General features: G+C 28.3%; 24 protein-coding genes, 1 pseudogene and 1 riboswitch. Of the genes and pseudogenes, 12 read left to right on the top strand and 13 right to left on the bottom strand.

Going from position 1 to position 20,505, the window contains the following annotated elements; genetic code table 11:
- Positions 1 to 60: 60 nt before the first annotated feature.
- Both ACIJYB_RS06330 and ACIJYB_RS06325 read left to right on the top strand, forming a co-directional pair.
- Positions 61 to 276: pseudogene (locus ACIJYB_RS06330) on the top strand (DUF3035 domain-containing protein); the annotation flags it as partial.
- Complete coding sequence (locus ACIJYB_RS06325; RefSeq protein WP_435150666.1) at positions 276 to 1,436, top strand: glucose-6-phosphate isomerase; 1,161 nt, start codon at positions 276 to 278, stop codon at positions 1,434 to 1,436. The pseudogene ACIJYB_RS06330 and the gene ACIJYB_RS06325, both read left to right, overlap by 1 nt.
- Here ACIJYB_RS06325 and rsmD read toward each other — a convergent pair.
- Together rsmD and purD are read right to left on the bottom strand one after the other, a co-directional pair.
- Positions 1,419 to 1,985, bottom strand: a complete 567-nt coding sequence (gene rsmD / locus ACIJYB_RS06320; protein ID WP_435150664.1) for a 16S rRNA (guanine(966)-N(2))-methyltransferase RsmD — start codon at positions 1,983 to 1,985, stop codon at positions 1,419 to 1,421. The two genes, ACIJYB_RS06325 and rsmD, sit on opposite strands and share 18 nt — an antisense overlap.
- The gene (purD, locus tag ACIJYB_RS06315; RefSeq protein ID WP_435150662.1) at positions 1,985 to 3,247 is read right to left on the bottom strand and encodes a phosphoribosylamine--glycine ligase; all 1,263 of its coding nucleotides are present in this window, start codon (positions 3,245 to 3,247) and stop codon (positions 1,985 to 1,987) included. The genes rsmD and purD overlap by 1 nt, the downstream gene beginning before the upstream one ends.
- 21 nt (positions 3,248 to 3,268) lie before the next feature.
- Between purD and ACIJYB_RS06310 the strand changes: the two genes are divergently transcribed.
- Positions 3,269 to 3,466 (top strand): DUF2093 domain-containing protein, encoded by a 198-nt coding sequence (locus ACIJYB_RS06310; RefSeq protein WP_435150660.1) that lies wholly within the window; start codon positions 3,269 to 3,271, stop codon positions 3,464 to 3,466.
- A 3-nt stretch (positions 3,467 to 3,469) separates the two neighbouring features.
- Here ACIJYB_RS06310 and ACIJYB_RS06305 read toward each other — a convergent pair whose 3' ends face one another.
- The 5 genes from ACIJYB_RS06305 to ubiA are packed head-to-tail and all read right to left on the bottom strand — an operon-like array spanning position 3,470 to position 9,085.
- Positions 3,470 to 4,330 (bottom strand): lysophospholipid acyltransferase family protein, encoded by an 861-nt coding sequence (locus tag ACIJYB_RS06305; RefSeq protein WP_435150659.1) that lies wholly within the window; start codon positions 4,328 to 4,330, stop codon positions 3,470 to 3,472.
- Positions 4,317 to 5,261: a tetraacyldisaccharide 4'-kinase gene (gene lpxK, locus ACIJYB_RS06300; protein ID WP_435150657.1), complete on the bottom strand. Its 945-nt coding sequence runs from the start codon at positions 5,259 to 5,261 to the stop codon at positions 4,317 to 4,319. The genes ACIJYB_RS06305 and lpxK overlap by 14 nt, the downstream gene beginning before the upstream one ends.
- Positions 5,242 to 6,480: a 3-deoxy-D-manno-octulosonic acid transferase gene (locus ACIJYB_RS06295; protein WP_435150655.1), complete on the bottom strand. Its 1,239-nt coding sequence runs from the start codon at positions 6,478 to 6,480 to the stop codon at positions 5,242 to 5,244. The genes lpxK and ACIJYB_RS06295 overlap by 20 nt, the downstream gene beginning before the upstream one ends.
- Positions 6,481 to 6,482: 2 nt before the next feature.
- On the bottom strand, positions 6,483 to 8,219 hold the full coding sequence (locus ACIJYB_RS06290; RefSeq protein ID WP_435150653.1) for an ABC transporter ATP-binding protein: 1,737 nt from the start codon (positions 8,217 to 8,219) through the stop codon (positions 6,483 to 6,485).
- On the bottom strand, positions 8,219 to 9,085 hold the full coding sequence (ubiA, locus tag ACIJYB_RS06285; protein WP_435150651.1) for a 4-hydroxybenzoate octaprenyltransferase: 867 nt from the start codon (positions 9,083 to 9,085) through the stop codon (positions 8,219 to 8,221). The genes ACIJYB_RS06290 and ubiA overlap by 1 nt, the downstream gene beginning before the upstream one ends.
- Positions 9,086 to 9,137: 52 nt before the next feature.
- Between ubiA and ACIJYB_RS06280 the strand changes: the two genes are divergently transcribed.
- The gene (locus ACIJYB_RS06280; RefSeq protein WP_435150650.1) at positions 9,138 to 9,542 is read left to right on the top strand and encodes a DUF2721 domain-containing protein; all 405 of its coding nucleotides are present in this window, start codon (positions 9,138 to 9,140) and stop codon (positions 9,540 to 9,542) included.
- Here the strand turns inward: ACIJYB_RS06280 and ACIJYB_RS06275 are convergent.
- From ACIJYB_RS06275 to ACIJYB_RS06260, 4 genes are read right to left on the bottom strand one after another with little or no spacing between them, the layout of a single operon-like run.
- Positions 9,535 to 10,509: a quinone oxidoreductase family protein gene (locus ACIJYB_RS06275; RefSeq protein WP_435150648.1), complete on the bottom strand. Its 975-nt coding sequence runs from the start codon at positions 10,507 to 10,509 to the stop codon at positions 9,535 to 9,537. The genes ACIJYB_RS06280 and ACIJYB_RS06275 overlap by 8 nt on opposite strands.
- A gap of 3 nt (positions 10,510 to 10,512) precedes the next feature.
- Positions 10,513 to 11,349: a pirin family protein gene (locus tag ACIJYB_RS06270; RefSeq protein WP_435150646.1), complete on the bottom strand. Its 837-nt coding sequence runs from the start codon at positions 11,347 to 11,349 to the stop codon at positions 10,513 to 10,515.
- Positions 11,350 to 11,727, bottom strand: a complete 378-nt coding sequence (locus tag ACIJYB_RS06265) for a DoxX family protein (RefSeq protein ID WP_435150644.1) — start codon at positions 11,725 to 11,727, stop codon at positions 11,350 to 11,352.
- Between the two features lie 3 nt (positions 11,728 to 11,730).
- A complete protein-coding gene (locus ACIJYB_RS06260) occupies positions 11,731 to 11,967 on the bottom strand; it encodes a CDGSH iron-sulfur domain-containing protein (RefSeq protein WP_435113635.1) in 237 nt (78 codons plus the stop codon).
- Positions 11,968 to 12,096: 129 nt separating this feature from the next.
- Between ACIJYB_RS06260 and ACIJYB_RS06255 the strand changes: the two genes are divergently transcribed.
- Together ACIJYB_RS06255 and ACIJYB_RS06250 are read left to right on the top strand one after the other, a co-directional pair.
- Positions 12,097 to 12,456: a winged helix-turn-helix transcriptional regulator gene (locus ACIJYB_RS06255; RefSeq protein ID WP_435150643.1), complete on the top strand. Its 360-nt coding sequence runs from the start codon at positions 12,097 to 12,099 to the stop codon at positions 12,454 to 12,456.
- A 145-nt stretch (positions 12,457 to 12,601) separates the two neighbouring features.
- Positions 12,602 to 12,667: riboswitch (SAM riboswitch) on the top strand.
- 72 nt (positions 12,668 to 12,739) lie between these two features.
- Positions 12,740 to 13,801: a homocysteine S-methyltransferase family protein gene (locus ACIJYB_RS06250; RefSeq protein ID WP_435150641.1), complete on the top strand. Its 1,062-nt coding sequence runs from the start codon at positions 12,740 to 12,742 to the stop codon at positions 13,799 to 13,801.
- Between the two features lie 2 nt (positions 13,802 to 13,803).
- Here ACIJYB_RS06250 and ACIJYB_RS06245 read toward each other — a convergent pair whose 3' ends face one another.
- A complete protein-coding gene (locus ACIJYB_RS06245) occupies positions 13,804 to 14,475 on the bottom strand; it encodes a haloacid dehalogenase type II (RefSeq protein WP_435150639.1) in 672 nt (223 codons plus the stop codon).
- 16 nt (positions 14,476 to 14,491) lie between these two features.
- Between ACIJYB_RS06245 and ACIJYB_RS06240 the strand changes: the two genes are divergently transcribed.
- From ACIJYB_RS06240 to ACIJYB_RS06215, 6 genes are all read left to right on the top strand, one after another.
- Positions 14,492 to 15,193, top strand: coding sequence for an RsmE family RNA methyltransferase (locus ACIJYB_RS06240; RefSeq protein WP_435150637.1), 702 nt, complete (start codon positions 14,492 to 14,494; stop codon positions 15,191 to 15,193).
- 60 nt (positions 15,194 to 15,253) lie between these two features.
- On the top strand, positions 15,254 to 16,069 hold the full coding sequence (coxB, locus tag ACIJYB_RS06235; protein WP_435150635.1) for a cytochrome c oxidase subunit II: 816 nt from the start codon (positions 15,254 to 15,256) through the stop codon (positions 16,067 to 16,069).
- A gap of 1 nt (position 16,070) precedes the next feature.
- Entirely contained in the window at positions 16,071 to 17,705 is a 1,635-nt protein-coding gene (ctaD, locus tag ACIJYB_RS06230) for a cytochrome c oxidase subunit I (RefSeq protein WP_435150633.1), read from the top strand.
- A 171-nt stretch (positions 17,706 to 17,876) separates the two neighbouring features.
- Positions 17,877 to 18,428: a cytochrome c oxidase assembly protein gene (locus ACIJYB_RS06225; protein ID WP_435150631.1), complete on the top strand. Its 552-nt coding sequence runs from the start codon at positions 17,877 to 17,879 to the stop codon at positions 18,426 to 18,428.
- Positions 18,429 to 18,440: 12 nt separating this feature from the next.
- Complete coding sequence (locus tag ACIJYB_RS06220; protein ID WP_435150629.1) at positions 18,441 to 19,232, top strand: cytochrome c oxidase subunit 3; 792 nt, start codon at positions 18,441 to 18,443, stop codon at positions 19,230 to 19,232.
- Between the two features lie 9 nt (positions 19,233 to 19,241).
- The gene (locus ACIJYB_RS06215; protein ID WP_435150627.1) at positions 19,242 to 19,895 is read left to right on the top strand and encodes an SURF1 family protein; all 654 of its coding nucleotides are present in this window, start codon (positions 19,242 to 19,244) and stop codon (positions 19,893 to 19,895) included.
- Between the two features lie 11 nt (positions 19,896 to 19,906).
- Here the strand turns inward: ACIJYB_RS06215 and ACIJYB_RS06210 are convergent, their stop codons facing one another.
- Entirely contained in the window at positions 19,907 to 20,494 is a 588-nt protein-coding gene (locus tag ACIJYB_RS06210) for an SCO family protein (protein WP_435150626.1), read from the bottom strand.
- Positions 20,495 to 20,505: the final 11 nt, after the last annotated feature.

Raw genomic sequence — 20,505 nt, 5'->3', positions numbered from 1 at the left:
TGCTATAATTCTCTCATCATGCGGCACTATAAAAAATGGGTTTAGCAATCAAAAAAAAATAATAGTGATGAGTTTTTAGTTGAAAAAAAATCACCACTTGTAATGCCCCCTGACTATAATGAGCTTCCAATACCCAATGAAGAAAAAATAGAAAAAGAGACTAAAGATATAAAATCTTTAATTTCGAAATCAAAACAAGAGGAGATTAGTGAAGATTTAAATAAAAAGAATTCATCTTTTGAAGGTTCAATTTTAAAAAAAATTAAAAAGAATTGATGTTAACTAAAGGAATTAATTTTGTTAATTTTAAGATTAAAAAGAATTCAACTTTAGTAAAAAAAAATCTTATATCTATATTAAAATCAAAAAATGAAGTTTTAAATTCTTTAAGTCAAAATTATAAAAATAATTTTACCAAAAAACTTTTACATAAATATAAAAAAAAAATAGATTATCGAGTGATTGGGATGGGAGGATCTTCACTTGGCACACAAGCAATTTATGATTTTTTAAAACATAAAATAAGAAAAAATTTTGTATTCGCTGACAATCTTCAAACTGTTCAAATTAAAGAGAAAAAAAAATATACAAACTTAATTGTTTCTAAGTCTGGCAACACTATTGAAACGGTAGTTAATGCAAATATTTTAATAAAAAAAAAAGATAGAAATATTTTTATTACAGAAAATAAAGATAGCTATCTATTTAGTTTAGCTGAAAAATTAAAGTCAGACATCATTCATCATAATAATTATATTGGAGGAAGATATTCTGTATTATCAGAAGTTGGAATGTTACCAGCAGAATTAATGGGTTTAAAAGCAAGTAATTTTAGACAGTTGAATAATTTAATTAAAAATAAAAAATTTATTAATTCATTAATTTCAAATGTTAGTTCAACATTATATTTTATAAAAAAGAAAAAATTTAATTCAGTAATAATTAATTACGATGCAAGATCTGAAAATTTATTTAATTGGTATCAGCAATTAATTGCTGAAAGTTTAGGTAAGAAAAAAAAAGGTTTATTGCCGGTAGTTTCAAATATGCCCAAAGACAATCACAGTACAATGCAATTATATTTAGATGGTTTTAAAAATAATTTTTTTACTTTTTTTTATGTCGACAAACCAAATTCGCAAAAAATAAAAAATAACACTATATTGTCATCCCAATATTATTTAAAAAATAAAAATTTATCTCAAATTACACTAGCACAAAGAAAAGCAACCGAAAATGTCTTTAAAAAGAAAAACATTCCATTCCGAAGTTTTAAAATCAAAAAAAGAGATGAAAAAACTTTGGGAGAGTTGTTTTGTTTTTTTATTTTAGAAACAATTTTAATTGGTCAATCAATGAATTTAAATCCATATGATCAACCTGCTGTAGAATTGATAAAAGTCGAAACAAAAAAATTGTTAATTAGAAATACTTAAAAAAATTATTTTAGATAAGCCATATTTTTTTTCCTCAATAACTTTTAATTTCCCTGGAATTAAGTCTTTTTCATTTTTATGTCTGTGCACAACTAAGACTCCTTTTTCGTTTAAAACATTTTCATTTTTAATGTTATTAAGCAAGAGATCTAAATTTTTATTTTTATATGGTGGATCCATAAAAATGACATCAAATTTTTTATTTAAACTTTTAAAAAAATTAATATCATAAATATCTTTTTCAATAATTTCAAAATTTTCAATTAATTTTAAACTTTGTAAATTTTTTTTTAATATAGGTAACACAACATTATATTTTTCTGCAAAAACAACTTGTTTTGCACCTCTAGAGAGACACTCAATTCCAAATGAACCTACTCCAGAAAATAAATCTAGAATATTTGAATTTTTTAAATTTATCTCAAATTTATTAGAGTGATTAAGAATGTTGAAAATAGATTCTTTTGTAAGGTCTTTAAGTGGTCTTGTTAAAGCATCTTTTGGTTCAAGAATTTTTTTACCTCTAAAAGTTCCAGCTATTATTCTCATTATTTAATAACTTTGTACCCAATATCTTTCCTGAAAAAACCACCTGACCAATTCAATTTATCTAGATTTTTTGTAATACTCATTTTAGCTTCATTAAAATTATCTGAAAGGGATACAAAACTTAAAACTCTTCCACCTGTAGCATAAACTTCATCATTTTTTTTGGTAGTACCTGCATGAAACAAATAATCTTGAGACCGAAGATTGATAGATTTTAAATTTTCAATTTTGATATTTTTTTTGAACTCATCTGGATATCCATTTGAGCAAACTACTACACACAAACTTTTTTTATTCTGCCAATCAAGATTTACTTTATCAAGACTTTCATTACAACAAGCTAACAAAACTTCAGATAAATCTGTTTTTAATTTTGGTAATATTGTTTGACATTCTGGATCACCCATCCGTACGTTGTATTCAATTAAAAAAGGTTCATTATTTACTATCATCAATCCAGCATATAAAAATCCTTTGTATCTAGTACCATGTTCAGCTAAACCCTTTAATGTAGGTTTGATAATTTTATTAATAATCTTACTTTCAATATCTTCTGATATTAATCTTGAAGGTGAATATGCGCCCATACCACCAGTATTTTTACCTCTATCTCCCTCTAATACTCTTTTATGATCTTGTGCTGTCCCAAAATTTTTATAAATTAGACCATCACTTACTATAAAGTAGCTCATTTCTTCACCATTAAGAAATTCTTCAATTAATAAATTTTTAGCTAGACCAAATTTTCCATCAAAAATTTCGTTGACTGCAATTTTCGCTTCTTTGTCATCATTACAAATATAAACACCTTTTCCTGATGCTAAATTATCTGCTTTTATTACAATTGGATACTCTGTTTTTTCTAAAAATTTTTTTGCATCTTGTTTATTTTGAAATATCCCAAACTTAGCTGTTGGTATATTATATTTTTGACAAAGTTGTTTTGTAAATATTTTTGATCCTTCAAGTTGTGATGCTATTTTATTTGGACCAAATACTTTTATATTAAATTGCTCTAAGAAGTCCACAAGCCCATCTACTAATGGTTTTTCTGGACCAATAACAATTAAATCGATTTGATTATCTAATATAAAATTTTTGATATTTTCAAAATCATCTAAATTTAAAATTACATTTTCAGCTACCTCAGATGTCCCAGCATTGCCAGGGAAACAATAAATTTTTTCTATTTTACTTGAGTTTTTTAAGCCTAAGCAGATTGCGTGTTCTCTTCCACCACTTCCTATTACTCCAACTTTCATATAGAAGTATATAAACTAAAAATGACAAAAAAATTAGCAAAATTGAAATATTTACCTAATAATTTTCAAATTATACAAAATGGCGATTATGTTGAGTGCGCTGTCTCCGGAAAGAGAATAGGTATTGAAAATTTGAATTATTGGAATGTAGAATTACAGGAAGCCTATTTTTCTTACAAAGAAGCTTTTCAAAAAAAAGAGCAATTAGATAAAAAATAAATACTATTTCCAGCGATTATGAGACCAAATCCATTGTTCTGGTTTATAGACTATCATTTTTTCAAGTACTAAATTTAATCTGTCAGTAATATTTTGGGTTGTTTCCTCTTTATCAAATATGATTGGATTTTTTATAATTATCTTAAAATTAGTATTGTTTATCCTCTCAATAAATATAGGAACCACTGGAATATTAAATTTTTTAACCAATTGTGCTGGAATAGTAGTTGTTAGTGCTTTTTGACCAAAAAAATCTGACTCTATTCCTTGTGAAACCCTTTGGTCAATCATTAGAGCTGACGAATAGTCTAATTTTTTTAAGTGTATAAGTTTTTTCATCCCTCCTATACCTTTTTTAATTTGATATTTGCAAATATATTTTTTTCTTATTCTCTCCATTATCTTGTTTAAAAAAAAATTATTTAGTGGTCTGTATATTGCAGATAATTTGATTCCTGATTTTTCAATATGCATAGCCATTAGTTCAAAATTACTAAGATGTCCTGAAATAAAAACAACTGATTTATTTTTTCTTTTAATATCTTCAAGTATTTCTTGACCTTCAATTTTAATATTTTTATTTGATGCATCTTCTCTAAAATGCTTAATAAACATGTATTCAGCAAATACTCTTCCATAATTATTCCACATTTTTTTTGTTGTTTTATCTAAGTCATCTGATTCAATATTAGGGAAAGCTTTTTTAAGATTAGAATGAATTAATTTTTTTGATCGAAATAATGGACCAATTTTTTCGAATAATTTACCACCTAGAGCAGATGACATGTTTAATCCCAATATTTTAAATAGAGAAAATAAAATAATTATAAATAGAAACTGTAAGAAATACTTAATTATTTTCATTTTTGTTTAATATAGTGGAAATCAGTTTTTCCTCATCTAAAATTTTTAATTCTGATTTAATAAAATTGATATTATGAATTTTTTCCTTATCTAATCTTAAATAATCTTTTTCAGTTGTTATAATTTGACAATTTAAATTATCTGATAGTTTTTGGATCTTATTAATATCAAAATTGTTATACTTATAATGGTCTGGAAACTCAATATCTTTAACAACATTAAATTTATATTCTCTTAACATTGATATGAAAGTTTGATGATTGCCTATTCCAGAAAATACTAAATAATTTTTATCTTTATTAAATTTTTCAATATCTAAAGGAATGTACTTTCCTATATAGAGATTTATATTTGGATTTATTTTATATATATGTTTCTTAATATTGTCTAAGTTTTCTAAATTTCCATTTAAAAAAATATGTTTATAATTTTTTAAGTTATTTATGCTTTCTCTCAATGGGCCAGCTGGTATGGTGAAACCATTACCGATCCAATTAATATTATTAAAACATACAAATCTTAAATCATAATTTATAGAACTATCTTGAAGTCCATCATCTAATATTGCCACATCATAACCTTCATTTTCTGCAATATTAATCGCGTCAATTCTTTTAGAGGAAGTGAAAAGTTTTCCTCTACTTTCTAATAGTTTTTGTTCATCAAATTGAGTTGAGTAAAATTTTTTAACAAAACATGATTTAATTTTTTTTTCAGTTAAAATTTCATTAATTTTGATACTTAAAGAAGTTTTGCCTGTTCCACCCAGATAAATGTTGCCAACACAAATGGTTTTAATCTTTGATTTTTTTATGTTTGATTCTATTTTAAATAATCTAATTAATTTAAATAAATACGAAATCGGAAGTAATAAATATGCAAGTATACTAGGTTTTTTAAAGTCCCAAAACTTAGGTTTTTTTAAATTCATTTTTAATTAGTTTATCCAAATCATTTATAGTTTCTTTTAAAATCTTTACTCCTATTTTTTTAATTTTATCTCCTTGGTTTTTATTTCTCTTAAAAATGATTTGCGAAGCTAACTCATTTGAATTAGTAATTTTTTTGGAAATTTTTAAATTTGAAAGAGTTTTGTAAATATCTTTGAAATTATCAATATTTGGACCATGTAATATTCTTGCACCATATCTAGCAGCCTCCAATGGATTTTGACCACCCCTGCTTATAATAGATCCACCTATAAAAACTGAGCAACCGATTTTATGAAATTTTTTAGTTTCACCAAATGTATCTACAATATAAATATCAGCATTTTTTAAGTCTTTTTTATTTGAGCTATGGTTAATAACATTCAGTTTCAAATTCTCCAATTCAGATTTTATTTTTTTAGCTCTATGTACATGTCTTGGAATTAAAATTGTTAATAGATTTTTTACTTTCTTTTTAAGTCGCAGATGTGTTTTTGCACAAAAAATTTCTTCATCAGAATGAGTACTAGATGCAATCCAAATTTTTCTATTTTTAAAATTAGGATTTAGCTTAGTTGTTGTTTTAATATCATGTTCAGCAAATTTTAGATTACCAATAGTCTTTATTTTTTTTACTTTTAATTTTTTTAAAAAATATTTTGTTTCTTGGTTTTGAGGATATGTAATTGAAATTTTACCAAAAACTTTCTGAGAAAAATTTTTAAGAATTGACCACCTTAAAAAAGTTTTTTTTGTTATTCTTGCATTTAGTAAAATTAAAGATATTTTTTTTTGTTCTAACTTATTAAACATGTTGGGCCAAATTTCAGAATCAATAAAAATAGCTAAATTTGGTTTCCAATATTTTAAAAATTTTTCTGTAAAAAAAAAATGGTCTATAGGGTAAAACTGATGAATAGTCTTTTTAAATTTAAATTTCTTTAATACTTTAGATGAGCTTAAAGTACTTGATGTGAGTAATATTTGATTTATTGATTTGTCTTTTTCATAATTCTCAATTAATGGAATAATGCTTAATATTTCCCCAACACTTGCTCCATGAAACCATATAAGTTTTCCTTCAGATCTTTTTTTTGAAGAAATACTAAATTTTTCTATAAACCTGATCTTATCTTCTTTACCTTTGTAAATTCTAAATATTATTAAGACTGGAGATATTAAAATAAGCAATGATAAAATAATTTGATACAGAAAAAACATATTTATTTTTGTATCTGTTTTTCATAGAAATTTTTATATAAGTCTGATTTTCCAATCAAAGTTTCATGATTTCCATTATCAATTATTTTTCCTTTATCAATTACATAAATATTATTTGAACTAAGTATAGTTGATAATCTGTGAGCAATAACAATTGTAGTTTTATTCTTAGTTAAAATCTTTAAAGCATCTTGAATTTTAGACTCTGTTTCCGAATCTAAAGATGACGTTGCCTCATCTAGTAAAATTATTGAACTTTGTTTCATCATTGCTCTGGCTATCGAAAGTCTTTGTTTTTCTCCACCAGAAAGCCTGACACCATTCTCTCCTATTAAAGTATCAAACTTGTTTGGAAGACTATTTATGAATTCATCACAGTATGATAATTTGGCTACTTTAAATACTTCTTCATCAGTCGCTTCTTGTCTTCCGTATTTTATGTTATTCTTGATCGTGTCATCAAATAAAGTTGTTTCCTGACTAACCATTGAAATTTCACTCCTTAAGGACTCTATTGTGCTACCGTATATAGATTGATCATCAATAATAATATCACCAGATTTTGCATCATAAAATCTAGGAATTAAATTTAAAATAGTTGATTTACCAGAACCGCTGTGACCAACTAAAGATGTCATTTTTCCACCCTCAAATTTTAAATTTATTGATTGCAATGTTGGTCCTTCATTCTCCTCGTATGAAAAGTTTACATTATTAAAATTAATACCCGCATTTTTTATTTCCAGAGGTTTTGCAAACTCTGAGTTTTTAATTTTATTTTTTTGATCTATGACTGGTAATATTCTTGATGCAGCAGATAAACCCGAATTGATTATCATATTGAGTGTTGATAGTGATCTTACCGGCTGATAAGCCAACATCATAGCTGCTAAAAAAGAAAAAAAGTTATTTATATCAACCTCTCCTTTAGCCATAAGTTTTCCAGAATAAAAAATTAAAACAGCAATCATAATGCCTGTTAGAGTTTCCATGATAGGAGATAATCTTACAAACACTGTTTGAATTTTTTTATTTTTATCTTTCAATTCAGCTAAATATTCATCAGCTTTATTAACTTCTAAATTTTCTTTTTGAAAAATTTTAATCAATTTATGATTTTTAAATAATTCAACAAGATAGGTTGTTAAATGACCAGATTTTTCTTGAGCTTCAGTGGTAACTTTACCAACTCTTTTCCCAAGTGTTTTTGCTGTAATGCTAGCTAGAGGAATCATTACTATTGATATAAGAGCAAGTTTCCAGTTTTGTAAAAACATAACTGTTAGCAGACCAATTAAAGTTAGAGAATCTTTAAAGAGAGTTAATATTGCATTACTAAGTAAATTAGTAATGTGTGTTACGTCGTAAGTTAAATTTGAGATAAATTTACCTGAATGTTTTTTATCAATAATCTGGGTATCAGTTTTTATTAAAGTATTGATCATATCAAATTGAAGTTTTTTTTTAATTTCTTCTCCAACACTTATCATAGTTGCTTTTGCAAAATAGAGAGACAAACCTTTAGTAGTAAAAGCAACAATGATAAATAATGGTATAATAACTATTAAGGACTGATCTTTTTCAATAAAAAGTTTTTTTATTGCGGGATCTAATAGCCAAGCAATTGCAGATGTACTTCCAGCAACTAATATAGATAGTAAAGCTGAAAGAATAATTTTATCTAAGTATTTTTTTGTATAATCTTTATATAGCCTCTTATAAATCTCTATTTTTTTCATTATATATTTTTGATAATTAAAATATTTAAAAAGATTATTAAACCAAACATATTATTGCTTTTAAAAATTTTTAGACAACTTTTAGGATCTTTTGATTCAAAAATTTTTATTTGATAAAAAAATAAATGTAAAAAAGGAATAATTGTCAGAAAATAGTAAATATTATTAAATTCCATAAAATATCCCCCGACCAAGAAAAGAATTAATAATAAAGAGTAGCATATAAATAAAAAATTTTTTTCGTTTCCTTTAAACTTTATGGAAGTTGATTTTAAACCTATGATTTCATCGTCTTTAATATCCTGATATCCATAAATCGTGTCATATCCCAGTGTCCAAAATATGGCTCCAAGGTAGAATACAATTGGAACAATATCTATCTCACTTTTAATGGCTGTCCAACCAAGTATTAGACCATAATTAAATGTAATGCCTAAAAATAATTGAGGCCAATAAGTAAATCTTTTCATCAAAGGGTAAGTGAAAGCTAAAGGCATTGAACTTAATGCAAGAATGATTGTAAACTGATTGAAATTTAGGAGCACAAACAATGCTAATAAACACAAAATCGCAGCATAAATAATGGCAACTTTAATTGAAATTTTACCAGAAGCAATAGGGCGATTTTTTGTTCGAAATACTTTTTTATCAAATTCTTTATCTAAAATATCATTAACAATACAGCCTGCGGATCTCATTAGTATTGATCCTAAAAAAAATAATAATAGATAAAAAAAATAATTTTCAAGATTGCTTGAAAAATCGTAGGCAAGAGTTAATCCCCATGCACATGGCCAAAATAAAAGCATATAGCCAATAGGTTTTTTTAATCTTGTTAAATCAACAAAAAGTTTTAATTGGTTCATAATATTTTACTTGTAAATAACAAAGGCTAGATTCATAATCAAACTGATTCGCATGAATATAGATTACACAGTCACAGCCCTAATGTTTCCAGCCATTCCTTTGCTAATGAGCATCTATAGTAATAGATTTCACTCTCTTAGTAAGCTAATTAGAGAGCTTCATGACGAACATGTATACGAAAATCATGTGCCTCATGAATGGAAAAAACAGTTCATAAATTTAAGTGGTCGAATTACTCTTCTTAGATGGACAATCATGTTTGCTGCTTTTGGATTTTTGTTCAATATGATGACTGTATTAGGTCTCTATTTAAATGAGATATTTATTGCTAGATTAATTTTTGGTTCTTGTTGTTTGTCCATGATTATTTCAATTTTATTTTTTATTAGAGAAATTCATATTTCCACAAATGCACTTAAACTGCATATGTCAGATATGGATGTGGATGTTAATTAGGAATTAGAACTGCTGGTCCTAAAATTTTTCTTCCCTCTAAATCCTGATGAGCCTGAACTACTTCATCTAATTTATATTTTTTAAATATTTTTATTTTTACTTTCCCAGAACTAATTTTTTCAAACATTACTTTGGATGCTTCATCTAGCTCTTCTAAAGTAGATAAATATTGCTGCATAGCGGGTCTCACAAGATATAAACCTTTTGGCTGAAGCATTTTAGGAACATTTATATCTGATAATGGTCCTGATGCATTTCCAAATGAAACCATCATTCCTCTTGTTGCCAAACATTCAATGGATCCATCTAAAGTGTCTTTACCTACACCGTCATAAACTACTGGAACACCTTTACCATCTGTAATCTCTAAAACTTTTTTAGCAAAATCTTCTTTATTATAATTGATTACATGATCGTAGCCATTTTCTTTTGCTATATTTATTTTTTCATCTGAACCAACAGTACCTATAACTGTGCAGCCTAAACTTTTTGCCCACTGACCAAATATTTGACCAACTCCTCCAGCTGCCGCATGATAAAGAATTGTTTGTCCTGAATTTACGGGAAATGTTTTATGCAATAAATAAAATGTAGTTAAACCTTTTGTCATCAAAGTTGCTGCAACCTCAAGATCAATACCCTTTGGTACTTTTACAAGATTTTTTGTTGGGTAATTTCTGTGTGTTGAATAAGATCCTAATGGAATACCAGCGTAAGAAACTTTATCACCAATTTTATAATCTTTTACATTGTCTCCAACTTCAGTAATAACACCTGCACCCTCCAAACCCAAACCGCTTGGCATTTTTAAAGGATATAAACCTGATCTGTGGTAAGTATCTATATAATTAAGACCAATAGCTTTTTGTTCTATTGTTACCTGGTCTGTGCCTGGCTTATCTAGGGTAATATCTTTAAGCTCTAAAACTTCAGGCCCACCATTTTTTTTAATTTTTACAGCTTTCATAATTTATTTTACGAATGTATCATTATGATAATCTTGTACTGCTTGCAATATTTCAGCTTTAGTATTCATTACAAAGGGTCCGCCTCTTGCAATTTCTTCATTAATTGGTTTGCCTGAAATCACTAAAAACTTAGCATCTGATTTAGCTTTCACAGTTAAATCCTCACCTCTAGTTAATAGTAGTAAGGTACTATCTTTAACATTGTCATGTTTATTTTTACCAATTTCAATTTCACCATTAATTAAATAAATAAAAGTATTATGAGTTGATGGTAATTTAAATTTAAACTCTTTATCTTTATTTAATTTAACGTCAAAATAAACTGGTTCAACATTATGACCTTTAATAGGGCCTTCAGCATTTTCAAATTTACCAGCTATGACTTTAACTTGTTTATCTTCATCTTTATGAACGCTCATTTTATCTGCATCAATATAAATATATTCTGGCTTACTCATCTTCAATTTAGCAGGCATATTTACCCATAATTGAAAACCATGAAGCTTACCTTCTTTCATTGCTGGCATTTCAGAATGAATTATTCCACTTCCTGTTTTCATCCACTGAACATCTCCAGCAGTCATTCTACCTTCTCCACCAGTACTATCTTTATGTTCAAAATCTCCGGCTAGCATATAAGTAACTGTTTCAATTCCTCTGTGAGGGTGGGGTGGAAAACCTGCGATGTAATCCTCACTATTTTCTGATCCAAACTCATCTAACATTAAAAATGGATCAAAATAATTTGGCTCAACACCAATACTTCTTTTTAATTTTACCCCAGCACCATCTGATGCTGGAATAGGCTCTATAATTTTACTTACTTCTATATTTGACATTTAATTTCGAAACTTTTTATCAAGACTAAAATCTTTAGCTCCATTAACAACAAGAAATAAAAATCCTCCAGCAAGACCAATGTTTTTCATAAATGAAATAAAGTGCATTTGATCACTTAAATCACTATGAAAAATAATCGCAGTGGCCATACAAAATACACTTAGCAAAGCTGCTGAAATTTTAACTTTATATCCTGCTATTATTAGTAATGAAGCACCGATTTCCAATATGATTGCTGGGATTAAAAAAATACCAGGCATACCTGAGGACTCCATCCAACCAACAGTTCCTTCATAGTTTCCAATTTTATTTATTCCACTTAATAAAAAAATAAGTGAAATAAAAAACCTTGCTACTAAATCTAATATATTTGTCATAATTTATTTATTGTGTGAACCATCACAGAATGGTGCATTGTTAGTTTGTTTACATGCACAGAAAAACATTTTTTTTGTTTCTTCTGCTTTGTATGCCAATGGAGTAAACTCAGTTCCTTTATGTGATCCATCACAAAATGGTTGTTTTTTTGATTGTCCACATGAACACCAATAATAAGATTTATCTTTTTCAACTTCCACTGCAATTGGTCCATTACCAGCACTCTGTCCTTTAGTCATTTTTACCCTTTCGATTAGTTTGGAACATAATTAATGATTTGTTATAAATTATGCAAGTAGGCAAAATAATCATACTAGTATTTAAAAACATACCTTGATAATTAAAATAAAATAGTTATTTAAGTAGATATGAAAGAATTAATTAATTGCCCAGCTGAAAGAGCTATATATTTTCTTGGCGGTAAGTGGAAAATAAGAATTTTATTTACACTGTTTCACAAAAAGACGGTAAGATTTAATGAGTTAAAAAAAGTATTAAAAACTATCACTCAACAAATGTTATCTAAGCAACTTAAAGAGTTGGAAACTGATGGCATTGTTAATAGAAAAGTTCATCAAATAGTACCTCCAAAAGTTGAGTATTCACTTACAGAATTTGGCTTATCAGTAATTCCTATTTTAAAATCTTTTTCTGAATGGAATAGAAGAAATACAAGAACCATTGCATTAAAACTCAATAAAAACTTTGAAGAAAACAGAATAAGATAAAGCTTATTCTTTTGACAACATTGTTTATTTGTGGTTCTATTGGATAGCGTTGATTTAAGTTAAATTGCAGAGCGCTTTAAAAATCCTGCTAAAGCGACACTTCAACCACCGCTTTAGCCGGTGGTTTTTTTTGAAATTTTCTCAAATTAAAATCGGGTATTTGAATCGTATTGTGCACCCAGCATTTTGCTAAAGCACTAAAAAGGAGAGAAGAGCTAATTCAAAATATATTGGTTTGATTTGTATCAAAGTTTTAGCCTCTTAACTCTGTATTGGAGAAAAAATGAAAACAAATACACTAAAAGAAAGACTAGATAAAGGGCCTGTGATTTGTGCTGAAGGTTTTTTATTTGAAATAGAAAAACGTGGATATATGGCGTCTGGAGAATTTGTACCAATGGTATCTTTAGATCATCCAGAAGTTCTTGAAAATTTGCACAGAGAATTTCAACATGCTGGATCTGATATTGTTGAAGCCTTTACTTACAATGGACATAGAGAAAAGATGCGAGTTATAGGTAAAGAGGAATTACTTGAACCACTAAATCGTTCTGCTTTAAAAATTGCAAAAAAGGTTGCTTTGGATACTCCTAAAGGATCTCAGCCAAATTTAATGGCTGGAAATATTTCTAACTCAAATATTTGGAAGGAAGACGACAAACAAGCACAAAAAGTAGTTGAAGGCATGTTTTCTGAAATGATTGGTTGGGCAGTTGATGAAGGTGCGGACATGTTAATTGGTGAAACTTTTTATTATGCTGAAGAAGCTTTTAAAGCTCTTGAAGTAATGAAGAAAGCTAATCTACCAACTGTGCTAACAATTTCTCCAATGGGTGAAAATAAAATGAGAGATGGAAAGTCTGTAGTTGACACATGTAAAGAGCTAGAACAAAGAGGTGCTGATGTTGTGGGCTTAAATTGTTTTAGAGGACCAGCAACAATGTTGCCATACTTAAAGGAGATTAGAAAAGCAGTCAAATGTCATGTAGGTGCTTTACCAATTCCATATAGAACTAATGAAAAGTTTCCAACTTTTTTTAATTTGCCTGACAGAGCTGATTGCGGCTGTCCTTCTCCACATGGAAGAACATTCCCAACAGCTTTAGACCCACATTTTTGTAATAGATATGAAATAGGTCAATTTGCAAAAGAGGCAAATGATTTAGGGATAAATTATCTTGGTGTTTGCTGTGGAGCTAATTCAATGCTGATTAGGGAAGTTGCAGAATCAGTTGGATTAACTGTTCCAGCAAGTAAATATAGAGAAAAAATGGAAAATCATTTTATGTATGGAAAGAATAAAAGAATTCCAAAACATATGACTGATTATGGAGATAAGGCTTAATTTTAATTAGATTTTATATTGGGTAACAGATCTTTTAAGTTTTTGATTTCTAACTTTGGTTGGTAATCAAGGTTATCAAAAATATTATTATTTCTGTTTACCCAAATAGAATTGTAACCATAATTTCCTCCTCCTGATACATCCCAAGTGTTTGCACTTAAAAAAGCAATTTCACTTTTTTTAATTTGATATTTGTTAATTGGCATATCGTAAACTTTTGAGTCTGGTTTATAAATTCCTACTTGTTCGATTGAAAAAATATCATCAAAAATATTTTCTAAATTATTACTTTCAACTAATTGATTGAGAAGGGTGGGTGTGCCGTTTGAGAGAATAGCTAGTTTATATTTTTTTTCTTTAAGTGATTTTAAAACTTCTGTAACTTCAGAAAATGGTGAAAGAATTTTATAAAGATCTAACAACTCATTTCTCATCGAGAGGTCAATTTTATAAGCTTGCATTGACTTATCCAAACTATCCTCAGTCACTTGCCAAAAATCTTTATGTCTTTTCATCAAACTTCTAAGCCAAGTATATTCTAGTTGAGTTGTTCTCCAATAATTTGCAAAACCTTCCCACTTATCACCAATTTTTTCTTTGTATTTTTCTGCCGCTGAGTTGACATCAAATAATGTGCCATAAGCATCAAAAATTATTGCTTTAATATTTTTCATAATTAAACTTATCTTAATGAGTAATATTAGATTATTTTATAGTGAAAGTTTATCACTTAATTTAACAGCTAAACTTGATAAATCACAATCTCATTATGTGAGCAAAGTAATGAGAGTTAAAGAAAATGAAGTTTTTTCTTTGTTTAATAGCAGTGGAGAATGGGAAGCAAAAATTTTAAGTATTTCAAAAAGTATTGTTGAATTTAATATCACCAATCAATTAAGACAAAAAGAAAACTCCAAAGAATTATGGCTTGCTTTTTCACCCATTAAATCAAACTATTTTAATTTTATGATTCAAAAAGCTACAGAGTTAGGTGTTACAAAGTTTTTACCCATAATATTTGATCGAACTATTGTTCGTAAGATTAATAAAGAGAGAGTTGAAAAAGTCATTATTGAAGCAACCGAGCAATCTAATCGAATTAACGTTCCTTTAATCGAAGACACTCAATCTTTGGAATCTTTTTTGAAAAATAAAAACATGGATTTAATATTCACAGATTTAAACTCAAAAAATAATAAAATTGATACAAATCAAATAACGCCTAAACCAACTTGTGTAATAATTGGACCAGAGGGAGATTTTTCTGAATTGGAAAGAGAACAGATTCTTAAATTTGAGGGTGTTCAACCAATTAAAATTAATGAAAACATACTTAGATCAGAAACAGCTATAATTTCCGCTATATCGATCATAAATTACGCAATAAATTGATATTTTGTCGCGAAAAGTAAAGTTTATTTTTTCAAAAGACGATCTATATAGGGTAAAAAAATGAAAAAATTTTTATACATATTTCTAACTATTTTTTATTCATCAAACGCACTTGCTAACCAACCTAAAGACTGGCAATTAGGTTTTCAAGACGCTGCATCCCAGTCAATGAGAGAGATAGTTAATTTTCATGATAATTTGTTACTACCTATTATAATTGCAATCAGTGTCTTTGTATTATTTTTGATGATTTACGTGTCTATTAGGTTTAGAGCTTCAAGAAATCCTAATCCATCGACAACAACACATAATGTTACTGTTGAAATTTTATGGACTTTAATTCCATGTTTGATTTTAATTGTTTTGGCAGTTCCATCATTTAAAATTTTATATAAACAAGACACAATTCCAAAAGCAGATGTTACTGTTAAAGCGATAGGGTATCAGTGGTACTGGGGTTATGAATATCCGGATGAAAATATTATTTTTGAGTCATACATGATTGAAACTAAAGATCTTAAAGAAAATCAGCCAAGACTACTAACTGTAGATCATGAAGTTGTGGTTCCTGTTAACAAAGTAGTTAAAGTTTTAATAACAGCAAATGACGTACTTCACGCATGGGCACTACCATCTTTTGGAGTTAAAAGAGATGCAGTTCCAGGAAGAATAAATGAGACTTGGTTTAAAGCTGAAAAAGTTGGAACTTACTATGGACAATGTTCTGAGCTTTGTGGAATTAAACATGCATTTATGCCTATAACTGTAAGAGTTGTCTCCGAAGCAGATTATGCAGAGTGGTTAGTGGGTGCAAAAATTAAATTTGCAAAAGAAATTATAGAAGAAGATCAATTTAAAAAACTAGCGAGTAAATAATATGTATACACAAACTGCATCACACGACGATCATCATACACCAACTGGTTGGAAGCGTTGGGCTTATTCAACTAACCATAAAGATATTGGAACGATGTACTTAATATTTGCAATTATTGCAGGTGTTATTGGTACAGCATTTTCAGTTTTGATGAGAATGGAACTGATGCATCCTGGTGATGGAATTTTAGGTGGCAATTATCATTTATACAATGTTTTAGTTACTGGTCATGGTTTAATTATGATTTTCTTTATGGTGATGCCAGCAATGATTGGTGGATTTGGAAACTGGTTTGTGCCTATTATGATTGGTGCACCTGATATGGCTTTTCCTAGAATGAATAATATTTCATTTTGGTTATTACCAACTTCATTTATTTTATTAATACTTTCAATATTTATGGATGGCCCTCCAGGTCAAACAGGAGTTGGTGGTGGATGGACTATATATCCTCCTTTATCTTCTAAAGCTGGTCAGCCAGGACCCGCAATGGATTTTGCAATTTTAAGTTTACACTTAGCTGGAGCTTCATCAATTTTAGGTGCAGTTAACTTTATTACTACAATCTTAAATATGAGAACCCCAGGAATGACATTGCATAAAATGCCTTTATTTGCATGGTCTATTTTAGTTACAGCATTCTTGTTGTTATTGTCACTTCCAGTTTTAGCTGGAGCAATCACAATGCTTTTAACAGATAGAAATTTTGGTACCGCCTTTTTCGATGCACAAACAGGAGGAGATCCAGTTTTGTTCCAGCACTTATTTTGGTTCTTTGGTCACCCTGAGGTTTATATTTTGATTTTACCAGGCTTTGGAATGATCAGTCATATAATTTCAACATTCTCTAAAAAACCAGTATTTGGTTATTTAGGTATGGCTTATGCGATGGTTGCAATTGGAATAGTGGGTTTTGTTGTTTGGGCTCACCATATGTACACGGTTGGTTTAAGTACAGATACTAAAGCATACTTTTTAGCTGCAACAATGATTATAGCAGTCCCAACAGGTATTAAAATATTTTCTTGGATAGCAACAATGTGGGGTGGATCTATCTCATTTAAAACGCCAATGGTTTGGGCATTAGGATTTATATTTTTATTTACAGTTGGTGGTGTAACAGGTGTTGTTCTTGCAAATGCTGGTGTTGATACCGCAATGCATGACACATACTATGTTGTTGCTCACTTTCACTACGTGTTATCTCTAGGTGCAGTATTCGCAATCTTTGCAGGATTTTACTATTGGTTTGGAAAAATGTCTGGATATGAGTATTCAGAGTTTTTAGGTCAATTACACTTTTGGTTAACTTTTATTGGCGTTAATCTAGTATTCTTTCCTCAACATTTTTTAGGATTAGCCGGTATGCCTAGAAGATATGCTGATTATCCAGATGCCTTTGCTGGATGGAACTATGTATCATCTATTGGATCATATATATCAGTGATCGGTTTATTAGTATTTTTTGTTAATCTAATTTATTCATTTTCAAAAAAAAAAGCTGCAGCCAAAAACCCATGGGGAGAGGGTGCTACAACTTTAGAATGGACCGTACCATCGCCACCGAATTTTCATACTTTTGAAGAACTACCAAAGTTTGAAGATGCTGGAAGTATTAAAAAACCTACTGTTTAATAAAATACTAAGTTATAATTTTTTGTTGAAGTTTTTAATGAAATTTAAATAAATAAAATATTATGATAACACTAAATAAAAAGACTAAACGAAAAAATATTTTTACTGCATTAGCAATAGTCGCTTTTATGGTATTTTTATTTTTTTTTACTCTCTATAATGTGGGAGTGTTTGATAGACAGTTGTGATAAAAAAAAAACACTTACACCTATAATTTTAGCTGGAATATTTTGTATAATGTTAGGTCTTTCGTTTGCAGCTGTACCTTTGTATGATTTATTTTGTCGAGTTACGGGTTTTGGGGGAACTACTCAAATTTCAAAAGATATTCCAAAGATAGTTTTAGATAAAAAGATCAGTGTTAGATTTGATACCAATGTAAATAAACTTCCTTGGAATTTTAAGATAAAAGAAAATGTTATTGATGTAAAAATAGGACAGGTCAGTAGAGCTCAGTTTGAAGTAGAAAATTACGGTGATGAAACTACTTATGGCGTAGCGAGCTTTAATGTATCACCTTCCTCCTTTGGACAATATTTTGCAAAAATAGGTTGTTTTTGCTTTGAAAAACAAAAATTAGACCCAGGTGAAAAAGCTATGTATATGTTAACTTTTTATCTAGATCCCGAAATAGTAAATGATTTAAGTACTAAAAATATTGAAGATGTCACTTTGTCCTATACCTTTTTTCCATCAGACTACTATGAACCAGCTAAAAATTGATAATTAATGAATATGTCTTCAGAAAAACCTAAACATGATTACCATTTAGTTGATCCAAGTCCTTGGCCTATTTATGTTTCGTTTTCATGTCTTTTTTTAGCGATTGGATGCATTTATTATATGCATACTGACGTTTCGTGGGCAATGTATGTCGGATTTATTCTTTTAATTTATGGAGCAAGCATGTGGTTTAGAGATATTATAAACGAATCTGTAGATCATAATTATCACACACCTGTTGTTAAACTTCATCATAGATATGGAATGACACTTTTTATTGCTTCAGAGGTAATGTTTTTTGTAGCATGGTTTTGGGCATATTTTAATACAAGTTTATTTCCAAATGAGTTTGTTGGAAATATTTGGCCACCAAAAGATATAGTAACTTTTGACCCATGGGACATTCCACTTATTAATACATTAATTTTATTACTATCAGGAACTACTTGCACATGGGCTCATCACGCTTTAGAAGAAGGTGATAAAAAAAGTTTTATTCAAGGTTTGGCACTCACAGTTTTTTTAGGTTTATGTTTTTCTTTACTTCAGGCCTACGAATATCAACATGCAAAATTTGATTTTGCTGGAAACATTTACGGTTCAGTATTCTATATGGCAACAGGTTTTCATGGATTTCACGTTATTATAGGAACTATATTTTTAGCTGTGTGTTGGTGGAGAGCTAAAAATGAAAAATATAAAGAAGGTGAATTTTTTGGCTTTGAAGCTGCTGCATGGTATTGGCATTTTGTAGATGTGGTGTGGTTGTTTTTATTTGCTGCAATCTATATCTGGGGTAGTTAATTATTAACCTTGAAAAATAAACTTTTATTTTCAATTTTTGTATTCTTTTCCATATCTATATTTATAGCTTTAGGTACCTGGCAAATAGTAAGGTTAAATTGGAAACTTGAATTATTAAATAAAATTGATGTTTCTTTGAAAAAAGAACCCGTTGATTTAATGACTAATGTTCCTGAAGACTATTTAAAAATTAAAACTTCAGGAGTTATAGACTTTGATAAACAAATTTATTTATACAGTTTAAATGAAAAAGGTGCGCCAGGATTCAATGTCGTTAATCCAATCATAATTAATAACAAAAACTTTTTACTAAATAGAGGATGGATACCTTTTGATAAAAAAAATACTCAAGAAATTGATATTTTTGATTACAAAATTATTTTAGGAACATTAAAAAAACAAACAAAGGGTAGTAAGTTTAAGCCAGTAAATGATATTAAAGATAATTATTGGTTTACTTTAGATAGAAATGATGTTTTTAAATATACAAATAAAAATTTTTCACCATTCATAATTTACTTAAATAATAATTTAGAATTACCAAAGCCAAAAATTATTACTGTAAATATTCCAAATAGTCATAAAAAGTATGCTATTACTTGGTTTTCTTTAGCACTGTCGATTTTTTTATTTTATTTATATGTTAGAAAAAACACATATTAATTTTTGAGATCTTATAAATAATTCTTAATCGTTTTCAAAATATTATCCAAATTTTCATGATGACTAATTCGATCAATATATTTTCCTTTATCTAATAAAAGTATTGAAGAACTATGATTGATTAAATAACTACCATCTTCATTAAAAATTTTTTCACTTAAAACACCCCATGATTTTGAAAGTAAAAATATTTTTTGAGGATCTCCAGTTATGCCATAAATTTTATTTTTAAATGAATCTAAATAATCCTTAATTACTTGAGGACTATCTCTTTCTGGATCAATACTTATAAAAAAGACTTTAAATTTTTTATTATCATTATCGTCTAATTTTTCGATAACTTGGTCAAGATTAGATAAAGTCAATGGACACACATCTGGACAGTTTGTAAAACCAAAAAAAATTGCAGTTAATGGCCCTTGAAAAGATTTTTCTGTTATTGGTTCATTATTAACATCTTTTAAATTAAATGTTGAGCCGCTATATGAAGCAACAATATCTTCTTTTTTTTCTTGTATCGACAATACAATAGGCAGCATAATAAATAAGAAAATTAAAAAACAACCACCCAGTATAGTTATTGATGTCTTTAATTTCATATTTTATAAAT

This window comes from Candidatus Pelagibacter bacterium nBUS_44 (assembly GCF_051200895.1).
Lineage (GTDB): Bacteria > Pseudomonadota > Alphaproteobacteria > Pelagibacterales > Pelagibacteraceae > Pelagibacter.
This window is presented reverse-complemented; position numbering and strand designations above follow the sequence as displayed.

Bases quoted from the DNA above. Each gene is read 5' to 3' on its own strand.
- ACIJYB_RS06325 (WP_435150666.1), top strand. From the start codon at position 276: ATGTTAACTAAAGGAATTAATTTTGTTAATTTTAAGATTAAAAAGAAT.
- rsmD (WP_435150664.1), bottom strand. From the start codon at position 1,985: ATGAGAATAATAGCTGGAACTTTTAGAGGTAAAAAAATTCTTGAACCA.
- purD (WP_435150662.1), bottom strand. From the start codon at position 3,247: ATGAAAGTTGGAGTAATAGGAAGTGGTGGAAGAGAACACGCAATCTGC.
- ACIJYB_RS06310 (WP_435150660.1), top strand. From the start codon at position 3,269: ATGACAAAAAAATTAGCAAAATTGAAATATTTACCTAATAATTTTCAA.
- ACIJYB_RS06305 (WP_435150659.1), bottom strand. From the start codon at position 4,330: ATGAAAATAATTAAGTATTTCTTACAGTTTCTATTTATAATTATTTTA.
- lpxK (WP_435150657.1), bottom strand. From the start codon at position 5,261: ATGAATTTAAAAAAACCTAAGTTTTGGGACTTTAAAAAACCTAGTATA.
- ACIJYB_RS06295 (WP_435150655.1), bottom strand. From the start codon at position 6,480: ATGTTTTTTCTGTATCAAATTATTTTATCATTGCTTATTTTAATATCT.
- ACIJYB_RS06290 (WP_435150653.1), bottom strand. From the start codon at position 8,219: ATGAAAAAAATAGAGATTTATAAGAGGCTATATAAAGATTATACAAAA.
- ubiA (WP_435150651.1), bottom strand. From the start codon at position 9,085: ATGAACCAATTAAAACTTTTTGTTGATTTAACAAGATTAAAAAAACCT.
- ACIJYB_RS06280 (WP_435150650.1), top strand. From the start codon at position 9,138: ATGAATATAGATTACACAGTCACAGCCCTAATGTTTCCAGCCATTCCT.
- ACIJYB_RS06275 (WP_435150648.1), bottom strand. From the start codon at position 10,509: ATGAAAGCTGTAAAAATTAAAAAAAATGGTGGGCCTGAAGTTTTAGAG.
- ACIJYB_RS06270 (WP_435150646.1), bottom strand. From the start codon at position 11,349: ATGTCAAATATAGAAGTAAGTAAAATTATAGAGCCTATTCCAGCATCA.
- ACIJYB_RS06265 (WP_435150644.1), bottom strand. From the start codon at position 11,727: ATGACAAATATATTAGATTTAGTAGCAAGGTTTTTTATTTCACTTATT.
- ACIJYB_RS06260 (WP_435113635.1), bottom strand. From the start codon at position 11,967: ATGACTAAAGGACAGAGTGCTGGTAATGGACCAATTGCAGTGGAAGTT.
- ACIJYB_RS06255 (WP_435150643.1), top strand. From the start codon at position 12,097: ATGAAAGAATTAATTAATTGCCCAGCTGAAAGAGCTATATATTTTCTT.
- ACIJYB_RS06250 (WP_435150641.1), top strand. From the start codon at position 12,740: ATGAAAACAAATACACTAAAAGAAAGACTAGATAAAGGGCCTGTGATT.
- ACIJYB_RS06245 (WP_435150639.1), bottom strand. From the start codon at position 14,475: ATGAAAAATATTAAAGCAATAATTTTTGATGCTTATGGCACATTATTT.
- ACIJYB_RS06240 (WP_435150637.1), top strand. From the start codon at position 14,492: ATGAGTAATATTAGATTATTTTATAGTGAAAGTTTATCACTTAATTTA.
- coxB (WP_435150635.1), top strand. From the start codon at position 15,254: ATGAAAAAATTTTTATACATATTTCTAACTATTTTTTATTCATCAAAC.
- ctaD (WP_435150633.1), top strand. From the start codon at position 16,071: ATGTATACACAAACTGCATCACACGACGATCATCATACACCAACTGGT.
- ACIJYB_RS06220 (WP_435150629.1), top strand. From the start codon at position 18,441: ATGTCTTCAGAAAAACCTAAACATGATTACCATTTAGTTGATCCAAGT.
- ACIJYB_RS06210 (WP_435150626.1), bottom strand. From the start codon at position 20,494: ATGAAATTAAAGACATCAATAACTATACTGGGTGGTTGTTTTTTAATT.